Source organism: Methylocapsa palsarum (assembly GCF_900114285.1).
In the GTDB taxonomy this organism is placed as follows: Bacteria; Pseudomonadota; Alphaproteobacteria; order Rhizobiales; family Beijerinckiaceae; genus Methylocapsa; species Methylocapsa palsarum.
This window is the reverse complement of the sequence record NZ_FOSN01000023.1, coordinates 17,921-30,218: the sequence shown is the minus strand read 5'-3', so window position 1 is coordinate 30,218 and position 12,298 is coordinate 17,921. Positions and strand designations below refer to the sequence as shown.

Annotated in this window: 16 protein-coding genes; 8 read left to right on the top strand and 8 right to left on the bottom strand. The window is 60.1% G+C overall.

The genetic code is table 11. The annotated features are described in order from the left end of the window. A partial coding sequence (locus BM177_RS20390) for a hypothetical protein (protein ID WP_210185930.1) occupies positions 1-188 on the bottom strand: 188 nt, incomplete at its 3' end. On the opposite strand from BM177_RS20390, the gene BM177_RS17295 reads away from it, so the two are divergent. Then, positions 187-597: a transposase gene (locus tag BM177_RS17295; protein WP_244532407.1), complete on the top strand. Its 411-nt coding sequence runs from the start codon at positions 187-189 to the stop codon at positions 595-597. The two genes, BM177_RS20390 and BM177_RS17295, sit on opposite strands and share 2 nt — an antisense overlap. Before the next feature lie 27 nt (positions 598-624). Here the strand turns inward: BM177_RS17295 and BM177_RS17290 are convergent, their stop codons facing one another. The 4 genes from BM177_RS17290 to BM177_RS17275 form a co-directional block, all read right to left on the bottom strand. Next, on the bottom strand, positions 625-987 hold the full coding sequence (locus tag BM177_RS17290) for a c-type cytochrome (RefSeq protein ID WP_091686148.1): 363 nt from the start codon (positions 985-987) through the stop codon (positions 625-627). 526 nt (positions 988-1,513) lie between these two features. Beyond that, positions 1,514-2,761: an MgtC/SapB family protein gene (locus BM177_RS17285; protein ID WP_091686146.1), complete on the bottom strand. Its 1,248-nt coding sequence runs from the start codon at positions 2,759-2,761 to the stop codon at positions 1,514-1,516. Between the two features lie 325 nt (positions 2,762-3,086). Beyond that, complete coding sequence (locus BM177_RS17280) at positions 3,087-4,136, bottom strand: cytochrome-c peroxidase (protein ID WP_244532406.1); 1,050 nt, start codon at positions 4,134-4,136, stop codon at positions 3,087-3,089. 151 nt (positions 4,137-4,287) lie between these two features. Then, complete coding sequence (locus BM177_RS17275) at positions 4,288-4,521, bottom strand: PepSY domain-containing protein (protein ID WP_244532405.1); 234 nt, start codon at positions 4,519-4,521, stop codon at positions 4,288-4,290. 481 nt (positions 4,522-5,002) lie between these two features. Here BM177_RS17275 and BM177_RS17270 point away from each other — a divergent pair, with 481 nt between their 5' ends. After that, a complete protein-coding gene (locus tag BM177_RS17270) occupies positions 5,003-5,992 on the top strand; it encodes a DUF3991 and TOPRIM domain-containing protein (RefSeq protein ID WP_091686144.1) in 990 nt (329 codons plus the stop codon). A 272-nt stretch (positions 5,993-6,264) separates the two neighbouring features. Next, positions 6,265-7,242 (top strand): ArdC family protein, encoded by a 978-nt coding sequence (locus tag BM177_RS17265; RefSeq protein WP_091686141.1) that lies wholly within the window; start codon positions 6,265-6,267, stop codon positions 7,240-7,242. Positions 7,243-7,806: 564 nt separating this feature from the next. On the opposite strand, the gene BM177_RS17260 is transcribed toward BM177_RS17265, so the two are convergent. Then, entirely contained in the window at positions 7,807-8,145 is a 339-nt protein-coding gene (locus BM177_RS17260; RefSeq protein ID WP_091686138.1) for a hypothetical protein, read from the bottom strand. On the opposite strand from BM177_RS17260, the gene BM177_RS17255 reads away from it, so the two are divergent. The 3 genes from BM177_RS17255 (at position 8,132) to BM177_RS17245 (ending at position 9,506) form a co-directional block, all read left to right on the top strand. After that, complete coding sequence (locus tag BM177_RS17255) at positions 8,132-8,563, top strand: hypothetical protein (protein ID WP_091686136.1); 432 nt, start codon at positions 8,132-8,134, stop codon at positions 8,561-8,563. The two genes, BM177_RS17260 and BM177_RS17255, sit on opposite strands and share 14 nt — an antisense overlap. A gap of 143 nt (positions 8,564-8,706) precedes the next feature. After that, complete coding sequence (locus BM177_RS17250) at positions 8,707-8,916, top strand: hypothetical protein (RefSeq protein ID WP_091686134.1); 210 nt, start codon at positions 8,707-8,709, stop codon at positions 8,914-8,916. Further along, positions 8,898-9,506, top strand: a complete 609-nt coding sequence (locus tag BM177_RS17245) for a hypothetical protein (protein ID WP_139223703.1) — start codon at positions 8,898-8,900, stop codon at positions 9,504-9,506. Before BM177_RS17250 ends, BM177_RS17245 begins: the two co-directional genes overlap by 19 nt. Positions 9,507-9,748: 242 nt before the next feature. Here the strand turns inward: BM177_RS17245 and BM177_RS17240 are convergent, their stop codons facing one another. Then, positions 9,749-10,105 (bottom strand): hypothetical protein, encoded by a 357-nt coding sequence (locus BM177_RS17240; RefSeq protein WP_091686128.1) that lies wholly within the window; start codon positions 10,103-10,105, stop codon positions 9,749-9,751. Between the two features lie 350 nt (positions 10,106-10,455). Between BM177_RS17240 and BM177_RS17235 the strand changes: the two genes are divergently transcribed. Next, positions 10,456-10,776, top strand: coding sequence for a hypothetical protein (locus BM177_RS17235; protein WP_091686126.1), 321 nt, complete (start codon positions 10,456-10,458; stop codon positions 10,774-10,776). Next, on the top strand, positions 10,773-11,000 hold the full coding sequence (locus BM177_RS19665) for a hypothetical protein (protein ID WP_139223702.1): 228 nt from the start codon (positions 10,773-10,775) through the stop codon (positions 10,998-11,000). The genes BM177_RS17235 and BM177_RS19665 overlap by 4 nt, the downstream gene beginning before the upstream one ends. A gap of 221 nt (positions 11,001-11,221) precedes the next feature. Here the strand turns inward: BM177_RS19665 and BM177_RS17225 are convergent, their stop codons facing one another. Next, positions 11,222-11,740, bottom strand: coding sequence for a BPSL0067 family protein (locus BM177_RS17225; protein WP_091686121.1), 519 nt, complete (start codon positions 11,738-11,740; stop codon positions 11,222-11,224). Positions 11,741-12,298: the final 558 nt, after the last annotated feature.

Genomic DNA, 12,298 nt, shown 5'->3' with positions numbered 1-12,298 from the left:
CGAATATCTTTCACAAGCTGTTCTGCCGGGGCTTTCGCCGGCACGGATTTCTGTCTCATCTGCGCTCCTGAATGGGCTAAGATGAACCAGAAATCTCCCTTCAGAAAATACCCCGATTTGTCCCATGGGCGCTGACGCCGGACAGCCGCACTCGATGTGCTGAAGGGCGAGGACATCTGCCAATACATGCCACAGTATCGTCATCAGGAATTTCTGAAGTTTCTCAAGTTTATCGATCGCGCCACGCCGAAGCATCTGGATATCCATTGCGTTGCGGACAACTATGCGACCCACAAAAAACAGGGAGTTAAAGACTGGCTTGCCAAGCGCCCGCGCTTTCACTTCCATTTTATTCCGACATCGTCATCGTGGCTGAATCTTGTCGAGCGCTGGTTTGGACTGATCACAACGCAGCTCATTCGGCGCGGCGCTTTCAAAACCGTGGAGGAACTCGAACGAACGATCCGCGACTACATTGAGCGCAACAATGCCAACCTCAAGCCCTGCGTTTGGCCGAAATCCGTCAGCGACATAATTCAAAAAGTTAATCGCGGCAGAGCGGCGCTGAACATGCCACAGCTGCAGGAGACCAGCTAATTGTCAACCTTTGCGTGAGACACTACACTACCCTTTTTCCTGCAGTTTGACATCTTTGCCGTCCCGCACCGGCGGTGGAGTCTTGGGGTTGAGGCTGCGGATATAGGTGACGATGGCGTCTATTTCCGTGCGGCTGAGGTGCATGTCAGGCATTCTTGGATGCGGATCCATGAGGAAGGCCGCCAGAGCCTTGGCGTCGACGCTGCGACGCGCAATGTCGGCGAACGACGGCACGTCAGCGCTGCCGCTTTTCTGGTCGCTCGTTACGACATGGCAGGCAGCGCACCAGCGCTTAGCAATGGTGGCGCCTCGCTTGGCGTCGGCCGCGGCGGCGCCCGAGAATGATAGAGCGGACAGCAAGGCGGCGAGGGCGTATCTGGACCGAAACATCGTGGACCTTTTCCTTTTATTGCGATTACCCGCAGGCGCGGAAAGTCAGTTTTTCACGCAGGTGATTCGAGGCGGTCATGAAAACACTCGTCCAATGATAGCAGAATCCGCGACGGATCAACATCCGCGGCGGCTCGACGACAGCCGAGGGAGGCGCGCCGTCAAGAACGTTTCACCAAATATAGTTTGATAGCGGGCTCGATCGAGACCTGGAGACATTCACGAAGCCGGCCGCCCTGCCGGACGGGAGGATAACCAACACTCGAAGATTTATTTAACGGCCCGGCGGCCGCCGGGATATGGCTCAAAGACCTCGACCATCTTGATGATGATAAACATCTCGGCCGTCTCAACTTCATCCCCGTGCTGGCGCGCGACGGGCGGATGCGCGGCGTGTTATCGAATCGCGGACAAATCCTGCTGGCGCGCAACACCGCCAGGTGGCTTTACGAGGTAGAAAGCGGAGAACTGGATTCCAGTGAAGTTTTCAGACGTTATGCTTCCGCCTTGGCTTCCTCTGTGCCGATTACGCGGGGCGTATCGCCCAACCGGCCCAAGCGGCAAGGATCACCAGCACCAAGCCAGGAATAACACGACACGCGAACGCAAATCCCCCCGAAGTGGCGGCCAGCAAGACCTTGGTGGCGGTGTTGGACGTGAGCGCAAGCAAGATGGGAAGCGCGGACTTCCCCGCGGTCAATTTGCCTGCGCCAACCAGGGTTGCGACCGAGATCGCCGCAGAATGAGTATCGACGAAGCCGGCGACCGCCGCCGCCGCGACGACGCCGGCCGCGCCAAACCATTGGTCCAAGGCTCTGGAGGCGAGCAGAATCGCGCTGAGCACGGCGACAAATAACAGCGCAGTCTTGACGCTGAAGGCTTGGCCGCGTTCATTCACCTCAGCCGATGGGTTCTGCAACGCCAGCATCGCGAATATCGCTCCGTAGGCGACTGCAGTGAAGCCCGCGCAGGCAAGCGGAAGCCGAAGCGCGTACAGGGTCGCCATGTTGGTCGCGGCGAGAACAAGGGCCATCTGGATGATGGTCGCGACGGTTGACAGAACCGCGCCAGCCGCGGCCGCCGCAAGGCTCTGTTGCTCCTTGAGCGCGCGCGCGCCCATGGCGCCGATGGTCGCGGCGCTGGAGACAAAACCTGATGCAAGGCCGGAGATCGGAAGTCCATAACGGGCGCCAAGAAGGCGGACCGCAACGTGGCCAACGGCGCCTATTCCCATCACGAGGATTGCGATGATCCAGATTGCGTGTGGATTGAGCGCGCCAAAAGGCCCCAACGCCTTATCCGGAAGGAGCGGTAGAACAATCAGCGTTGCGGCCGCGAAGATCAGCGCGTCCCGGACTTCGCCTTCGCTCAGACCGGAGCGTACAAATCCATGGAGCGCCGATCGCGCGTTCAATAAGACTGTCACCGCGACGGCGACGCCGGCCGCGAGCCCCGGTTGCGTCATTGCGAGGCCGCCGAGGACTGTCGTGGCGCTGAGGGCTATTTCCGTCGTGAGGCCGGGATCCTCATCACGCGCCTGCCAATAGGCCAGTGCGGTCAAGCCGAAAACGCCGATGATCAGGACCGAAAGGAGAGGCACGCCGCCGGTGACGAAACCAATCGCGCCGCTGAGGGATGCAAGCGCAAAGGTGCGAAGACCCGCTGGCGCGCGGTCCTCCCCCTCCCCTTTCCGGCGCTCGCGCTCCGTCCCGATCAGGAGGCCGATGCCCAGAGCGACACCTAGGCGGAGAATCAAAGGATCGAGATGGGCCATTGGTCTCTCTGGTCGTTCAATTTTCGAGATCGACCTTTAGACCGCCTTTGCGGCGCGAACCAGCCTCGACGCGTGACCCGGCCTCTAAAGAAAACTGGCCGTCTTTGACAGGTCTACTTGGATACAAAGCCTGACATTCTGATAGTCATGCGGCTCAATTTTCCCGAATCCGCATTCTGCCCGAGGAAAATGACGTCGCTCATCCCCGCATGATAATTTCCGCGATCACCTTGATTGCGACCGCTTCCCCAAGCGTAGTCCAGTCATAGAAAGATCGCGCCTCTCGTGAGATGGGCAACGAGCTGCATAAAGCTACCGCCTGCCCTCACGGTTCCGGTTGCGGCGTGGCCGCGCCGCTCGGCGGCAAGATGGGATAGGTCACAACCGGCTGGTCGCCGGTCAAGCTGTTGAGGAAGTCTGTGATCTTATTCACCTCATCTTCGCTCAACCCGACGCCGAGCTGACTTGTTCCCATGACCGCCACCGCCTGACGGAGATCCCAGGCTTTGCCGGTGTGAAAATAGGGCGCTGTCAAGGCGATGTTACGCAGTGTCGGAACCTTGAAAACATATTTGTCGCTCGGCGTCTTGGTGACCATGAAGCGGCCCTTGTCGGACCGCGGCAGGAATTCGGCGCCTGGCTTCTCAACCACTCCGAACGGGGCATACATGCCGCCTCCGACGTTGACGCCATTGTGGCAGGTTGAGCATCCTTTATCCATGAACAGCGCCAATCCCTCTTTTTGCGGTGCCGAAAGTTCGTCGGCTCCGCCTTTTAGAAACCGATCAAACGGCGCATTGGGCGTAATCAGCGTGGCTTCAAACACGGCGATAGCCTTCTGAACATTGGCCATCGTGATTGGATCTGCGTCGCCTGGGAACGCTTTGGCGAAGACCGCGCCATAACCCGGGATGCCCTTGAGCTGCTCGGCGACATGCGCCTCCGGCGACGCCATCTCGACCGGATTAAACATCGGGCCGCCAGCCTGCTCTTCGAGATCCTTGGCTCGGCCGTCCCAGAACTGCGCCTTGTTGAATACCGCGTTCAAAACCGTCGGCGCGTTTCGCCCACCGTGTTGCCAGTGATGGCCGATAGACGTCGGTTCGGCGTCAGCTCCGCCGAGCCCCAGATTATGACAAGAGCTGCAGCTGATGGCATGGCTTTTGGACAGTCGGGGGTCGAAGAAGAGCATTTTGCCAAGCTCGAGCTTAGCTGGCGTCGTCGGATTGCCAGGCAAATCCGCTGGGGCTGTCGGGATCGGCTCGAACGACTGCCTCGCCTTCGCCAACAGATCCTCTCCAGCCAAGGTATGAGACGCATTAAATAGATGAAGACAAACGACGGAAAGGAAAGCGGCAGAAATGGGTTTTGCCACGAGGAACTCCCTTGCACTTAGTGGATGAAGCGACAGTTTCGACCTTCTCTTCCGCGATTGAGCTCATTATGATCAGGGTCGTATTTCAGATCGATGAAGCTAGGCGAACTTCATTCAAGCGTCGTCTTCCTCGCGCTGTCGCCGATGCCGCTCAATGCTTGCCGGGTCGTATGGCGTGGAGGCGCTCACCACGGTCGTTGGTCGCCCTCGCCTTATAGCAGCCATCGTCCAATCGGGTCGAACTCACGGTCCAGCCTTCGGCCGCGAGCTTCTTTTCGAGCGCCTCGCGCGGTTGCCAGTCGGCGAGCGACGCCTGACACCCTCGTTTTGCGGCGACGGGCTTCGGACCGAAGCAGGCGACGAGAATGAGCGTCGCTGCTTGCAATGCATTTTTCCGCCAAATCCTCCCTTTGCCAAACCCCGACACGCGAATAAACACGCTGAAATGACGCCCCGCCTGAACGACTCGGCGATTTTTGCGTCCCGTCCGCCGGCGGGAGCGCTAAATTCGCACGAAACTCGGCAACGCGACACAAACCGCATTCTGCTTGTTGAAGATGATCCGGTCCTCGGAACGGCCTCGCCAGCACGCCGAAATGTCGTCCGGCCGGCGCTGTAAAAAGCGGAACGCCGGGTGATTTCCCGTTCGCGCCGCTCACCCTCAACCAGGAAAGGAGAAACGAAAGAGAGGATTGAGATGGCTACCGCTAGCACCGGCCGCGCCGCCAAGGGTTCGTCGCGGGCTCCCGCGCGTTCGCGCGCCCTTGCGGCCCCGCCGCCTCGCGGTTCGCCGCGAAGATCAGCGCAGGGACAAAGGGAAACACCGGTCAGACCCGCTCCCGCGCCAACGCAAGGGAGTTCCCGGCATGAACCGTTCCGCTTCCGAAATTGAAACACTACGCAAAAAAATTCATTGCGCCGTCGTCTTAGAGCGAACGCCGCCCCCCTGGCGTCTCGATCGACAGGAGAGCACCAAAGCCTGCCTCAAATACCGGCGCGGCAATGGTGAGATTCTGATCGTCAATCATGGCGGACGCGGCTGGTGGGATCCGATGAGCGACGCCAAAGGCGACGTTTTCGATCTCGTGCAGCGCTTCGGCCCATCGCTCACCTTCGGCGAGGTTCGCATGGTCCTGCGCGCCTTCGCCGGGCTGAGCCCGGCCTTCCCTTTTGCCGAGCGGCGCCATGAGTCCAACGGCGACGCGGAGCGGGTCGCAGAGCGATATGCGCGGCGGCCGCATCTGCGACGCGGATCGGCGGTCTCGCTCTATCTTGCGAACGAGCGCCGCCTGCGGCCGGCCATCCTCGAAGCCGCCACAAGGGCAGACGTTCTCCGAGAGGGGCCTTACGCCAGCGCCTGGTTCGCGCATCGGGCGGCGGACGGCGTCGTCACTCACGTCGACGTCCGCGGCCCGACTTATAAGGGCGCGCTGACCGGCGGCGCCAAGACGCTGTTTCGGTTCGGCCCCAACGCATCCCGATTTTCCCGCCTCGTTCTCGCCGAGGCGCCGATCGACGCGTTGAGCCTTGCGGCGCTCGAGCGCGTTGAACACGAAACGCTCTACGCCGCGACCGGCGGCGGGATGGGGCCGGGCACGATCGCCGCGCTCGAACGTGTGCTCGCCGAAATGGCGCGGGTTCCCAACCCGATTCTGTGCAGCGCGGTAGACGCGAACGCGGCAGGTGAGCGGTTCGCCGCCCAGCATGAGGCGCTCGCGACCAAGGCCGGCGTCGGCTTCGCCCGCCTGCGGCCGCCGATTGAGGACGGCGACTGGAACGACGTCCTGAAACAGCGAACCCAGGAAAGGGCCGAGGCCGCAGCGCGCTTCCGCAACACCCGCGACTGCCCTGCCTGAGTCCGCCACTGATGGGGCGAAAGCGAAACCGTCTGCGACACCCGCTGCCCAGACTGCCATCTGTGTTCGCCGAGCGATTCCGAAGCAGCCGAACTGAAATAATCAAAATAGAGAAACAAGCCGCTATCGCATCGCCGTGCGCCGCAACAAGGGTGCGACCGGCCAAGCCGCTGCGCTGGTCTCGTCCGTCCCGCTGCGCGCCCTTGCAGCCTGCTCCGGGATGCGAGGCGCAGGGACTGTTCAGCAATCCTCAACAGGAAAGAACAGTCCAAATGAAGACGTTCAAAAGCAAAACCACCGACGGCCGCCGTGATCATTATCAGGAGTTGACCGACACGGTCGTCGCCGCGTTAGAGGCTGGAACCGCGCCCTGGCGCAGGCCGTGGGATCCCGACAAATCCGCGGGTTCGGCGACCCCCGTCAACGCCGCCACGGGACGTCGCTATCGCGGCGTCAATACGCTGGTCCTCGGCATGTCGTCCCTCGCCTTCGTCTCGGGCGATCCGCGCTGGTGCAGCTACCGTCAGGCCTCCGAGCGCGGGTGGCAGGTGCGCAAAGGCGAGAAAGGCGCAACGATCTATTTCTACAAGCCGCTCGAGGTCAAAGACAGCAGCGCGCCGGCTGGCGAGGACGTCTTGAAAATCGTGCCGCTGCTGCGGATCTTCACGGTGTTTCATGCTAGCCAGATCGACGGCGTGCCCGAATTCATCACGCCTAATGCGCCGAAGCCTTTGCAGAAGCGGATTGAGGACGCCGACCTGATCATGAAGGCGAGCGGCGTAACACTGCGAACTGGCGGCGATCGCGCCTTCTACAGTCCTGCAACTGATCACATCCAGTTGCCGCCGGATGCTTCATTTCACAGTCCTGAAGACTGGGCGGTAACCGCTCTGCATGAATTGTCACACGCCAGCGGCGCGGCCCACCGATTAAACCGTGATTTGACCGGGCGGTTTGGCTCATCCGCCTATTCGCGCGAGGAGCTTCGAGCCGAGATTTCCTCGATGTATGTCGGATCGGAAATCGGCATTCCGACGGCTATACCAAATCACGCCAGCTATATTCAGTCCTGGATCAAGATCCTGAAAGAAGACAAGCGCGAAATCCTCCGTGCGGCCGCCGACGCCCAGAAGATCGCCGATTATATTCTGAGCTTCCATCCCCACTACGCGCTGGCGCAACCCGACCAGATCGGCGCGGCTGACGACCGAAGCGACGGTTCACCTGCCGACGAGGCCCTCGCCGCCTGAGCCGAAGCCCTCTCATGGCTCGCGACCTTACCCCCGAGCAGAAGGCCGTCCTGAAGGCCTTCGCCGGCCAAGCCGGCCCCCGCCGGCAATGGCGGCCCTGCCCCCTGCACACATGAAACCGGACCCGCCGGCCAATACGACAACGCGGAGGCGTTGGTCGCCGAGGCCGCATAAAGCCTCCCCGGCCGCAAGCCCTGACGGCTGAGCGCCGAAACAGGCGCGCTCTCAACTCGCATCCCTCGGATCTCATCAACCGCACTCGCGAACAGGCCGCTCCCCAGCGCGCCTGCATCTTCGTTCGGCTGCGATTCCTCTCGCCTCGAAGGATTCCTATGACCCGCCAAAACTCCCAACTCAGCCTTTTCGACGGCACGTTTCTAAAAGGCAGCGGCGCCCTGACGCTCGGCGGCGGCGTCGACAAACCTGTCGTCTTCGAGCCGGACGCCGATGACGACGACGCCGGGCCGAAACATCCGGATCGCACCATCCCAAATCGGCCACGCTTAATTTTCGTCGCAAGGGGAATCGCGCTCTTGCGCACGGCTGGAAGACGCGCGCCAGGGACTATATCGAGGCCATCCGTTTGTCGCTCCTGAATTCTGCACCCAGGCTCTCTCCAGGGCCCTGCTGGAGACCCCGGCCGACGACGCCGCGTTGATCGGCCTTCTCGTTCTCTCGTTCGCCGCCGACAACGTCAGCATGAAAACGAGCGATTATTCGGGCGACGCCCGCGGCGCGATCGTCAAGACCATCACCGAAGACGGCAAACTGACAAAGGATATCAATTCTCTTCGCCAGGCCGCGCGAGAAATGCTCGCCAGCTTCCACTCCTGCAGGCCGGGTTACGACGATTCCGGACTCGTCGCCCGCATCGCCGGGGATGCGATTGGTGCTGACGCTCATTCTCCCGAACACGGGAACGGAAGACTTCCTCAGCTGCCTGTCAAAAGCCGCGATTGAAAAGGCCGCGGCCGGCCTCGGCGTTTTACCTCGCCAGCGAGCCAAGGACACCCGAGCCGCCTTCATCGAGCAGGTTGGCGAGGGCGCCTTTGTCCTCCCGGAAGCAAAATTCGCTCTGACAGCAGCGGAGTTGCTCAAGTTCGAGTCAAAGCCGCGCTGGCATGATTGGGGCACGGACGACGGCGCAGATGAAGATCTGGACGCCGCGACCGCTGACGGCGTCGCGTCCAGCGACGATATTCTTGGGGAGGACTACGATCGGGAAAAGGTCGTCGGCACCGGGCGCTACAGCGGCCGCGTTGAATCCGAAACACCCACTCAATCCGCAACAATGGAATCCATTCGAAGGCGGCGCCGATGAAGCCTTTGGCCACGCGCCGGATCACAATAACCTCGAATCCAACGGCGACAACTGGTTGTCCCCAGGTTGATAAATGGGAATAATCTCCGCCGCTTCAACTCGTCGATTGAAGCGGCGGACTGCCAAACCGAAGGAGCGCAGCGATGATCGATATCAACAGAGTAGCGGAAGGTCTCGCCGCCGACCTTCTGAACAGTTCGGACCCGGCGAAACAGGTTGAATGCCTACTCGTCGACGCGTTCCGCCGCGGGCTTCAACTCGGCCTTTCAATTCCCCGGTCAAATCCTAAACCCGCGGCGTCCAAAGATCAGCCTATGGAAAAGGATGACGACCCATGGACCACGACGCATTGATGATCAGCATGGCCCCGCATAGAGCCGTCGCGTTGCGGATCAATACGGACATCGTTCTCGCCCGCGAAACTGCCGCCGCCCCCAAAGCAGCACAAAAACAATTCCCCCGGCAAACGATCGAAAGCGGCGTCGAGTCGGTGCGTCTTCAGGCAAAGCAAAAGCGGCGACGCTTCGGCTCTCGCCTTAGCCGGGTCCGCCTGGAAATCAACAAATTCGAACGGCTCGCGACCAGCCCCATCGCCGTCTCGGCCGGGGCAACAGAGGACGATTCACTGCCCAAATTCCGCATTCTTCTGGTCGAAGAATTGGTGCTCAGCGACAGCGGAGAATTCACCGTCGAAGCGTCAACCCCTGCTGAGAGCGCCGCGACCCTTATCGAGGTGCGCCACGCCGCTCTCGACAATGATGACGACACGGTCCAGCTGCCTGATGGCCAAACGCAGCACATCGAAGCGGAGGATGTCGTTTGCTCGCGCACCTTCTGCGTGCTCCTCGACGATGACGGCGATGAGATCGGGGAAATCGAAATATCCCCCAAGGCCCATCGAAGGCGTTCCACGGCGCAACGTGCAGAAGGCTCTCCAGCATGATCCGCCAATATTACGCTCGTCAGCGTAGACTAGGAGGTGACAATTCCTACGGCGGCGGCTTCGCGGCCAGCCGATTTGTCGCGAGCCCTGGATCGTCGAATCCTTCGTCAATGGAACCGTTGCCGCCTCGCGAGAAAATCGACTCACAAAAAATGGCAGGCAGCCCGTGTTTTGATCTTGCATGACGATCAGGGCCTGTAGAGCGGAGCAGCCGCATAGTCGGATATGCCTGACGTCTGTACCTACCGCCGCGCCAGAATAATGTCGGCGGCGCTGCGCGGAATAAGCGACGCGAGCTTTGCATTGTCGCCCTGCGACGCCGATCCCGCCTCGACCACTTTCCCCGCCTCCAGGTCCCGAATGACCGCAAGCCTCTGAAACGTTGGGGGCTCTCTCTCGTTAAGGCGCGCCAGCATCGCCCCTTTAATAGGAGTCAGGCCGCTCAACCCAAGAATGGCCAGGCCAGCCCCAGCAACCAGGCCTCCCACCAGGAGCGCGCCTGAAACGATCGACGCAAATGATCCCGCCAATTTTGCGCAGTCACGCATCGTTCCGCGAAATGCGACACTTTGCGACAAACTCTGGCGCATCTTGCTCATAAAACCTCCAGCCGGCTGGGAAGCGGATATACGCTTCCATCGACGTCAGGCTCCCGGATGACGGCGCGAACGAAAAACATTTTTCTGAAAAAACTTAAGGCTTTCTTGCAAAGCCCTCCCTTGCCATCCACACACCTGAAACGCAACCATGCATGATGCATCGCCTCAGATCATCCAAAGGCGTCGCGGCGTCGTATTGGTTCGCGCCACGTCGAAATCAAGAGGCGGGAACACGCGGCAACTCAGACATCCGCACCATGCCTCAAGCCTTGCATTGACTGCCCTTGCGTGATGCGCCAAAACAAGCTTCACCTGAGCGCGTTCCGCGTTTTTTCGCGAGAGACTGCGATATGCCGACAGGTACGATCAGAACAACAAAAATTGACGAGATTAAGGTTCGTGACGGCGTCAGATCCGAGTGCTTCAAACTCAACTGTGGCTCGACCCCAAGCAGACGGTTCGACGAAACAACGCTTGACGGCGTCAAGCGCGCCGTCAAGGAATTCGCCGACGAATTGGCGGCGCAACCGCACTGCTACCGCGTGTACGTCCGCCTCGATGAAGGACAACGCGCCCCGAACGGATTCCGCGCGTTGTCGGAAAGCCGCAACAGCGCATTGTGTTTCCTGGTGAATCCGGAAAAGGCCATGATCCCGGAGAACGCCCTATGACCCGCGGCGCATTTCTCATCGCCTATGACACGCAGCAACAGCAAAAATATCCGTGGGCCAGCGTTCAAAATAAACGTGCTGAGTTACTGCCGCAGTGCGGTGTGGTCACTGGCGCACTTTCGTTTAATCGCATGTCGCGGTCAGTCCTGGCCTCAGAAAACACTTGTCCGTGGTCGTTGGCAAAAGCAGCTCGTCCTTCTTCCCTCCAGCGTAACGGCAAATGAGGCGGAGCGGACGTTCAGCTTTGCGAAGATTGCTCCAGCCCAGCTCGATCAGATTGTCAGGGAACTTTCCGCCCGGGTTAATGGACTGAATATCTGGCTCTATTGTGTACGGAGGATTGTATGATCCTGCGATGAGCGTGATCCCAACCAACCCAGTCTTGCACGGCTCAACGGCGTGCGCCGCGTAGGGGAACGCGCAAGTCAGGCAGATCAACAAACGTCTAGTGAGACACAACATAGAATTTACTTCCTGATTCGTAAGAGTTGTCTGTCGTCCATGGAATGGTTCTGACATGCACCGCCTGATTGAGCCACTGATCTTCGACGACGATCCCGTTGCTATTTTGTCCAAGATAGATAGCCGCATGACTCTGCCCGGGCGTATTGGCATAGTTTCCATCAGAGCCAAATGTGGCGATGACAGTTCCCGGAGCGAGGTTAGTATTGCCCTGCACGAGATCGCCAGGGCTCCAGGTCGAGGTGAGGCCAACATTTGAGGTAGTCTGAACCAGCGCGACGCATTGACCGCTGCCTACTTCTTGACCAATCAAACCATCATAATTCGTGGCGAGCGTGGCGCCCGGGACGCCGCTGCCTGTCCCTGGATAGTCGCCGCTGTCGTTCCCGGCGCCGACAATGATCTCCCCTGAACCATCACCGCCGCCAATTCCCCCGCCTCCACTGAGGCTGCCGCCGCTGAAGTTGAAATCGGGCGCATACGGCTCGCTATATTTTGGCACGACATGCGATGGGACGCCGCTTGGGATGACGACCTGCGGACTTGATTGAGCAAATACGAAACCAGAAATTGCGCAGAGAGACCCGCCGAAAAGGAGCGCCGTACTGAACAGACGCCTTCGCTCTCGCCGGAGAGCGGCCAGCGGCTTCCTATTCCTCTTTGCTCTCCCCCCGCCGTGAAGGGATCGTAAAAGCGTTCGCAAAACCAAACCTCCTTGCAACGAAGGTTTTGATCGTCAGCGGCGACGGCGCGAATGCGAAACTCATTTTTTCGCTGGCGGTAAGAAATTTTGAGAAGCTTCGTTTTGGTCTCAGCCCGCCGTCACTCCGGATGCTCCACGGCGAAGGCCGTCGCTTTAGGTCCTACGTTTTCTTTTCTGAACGCGGACGCCAGGCCCAAACGTGAGATGGCGTCACTGGCGCGGCGCGCACATCGCACGTTTTTCCGGGACCTCATCCTATTTCATCGACGTTACGCATTTCTCGTGCTCGGGAGCCGGAAATCAAAATCAGAAACCGAACGTGCGCGCCCTTTCGCGCCCTCGTCCCGGGTTTGGAGA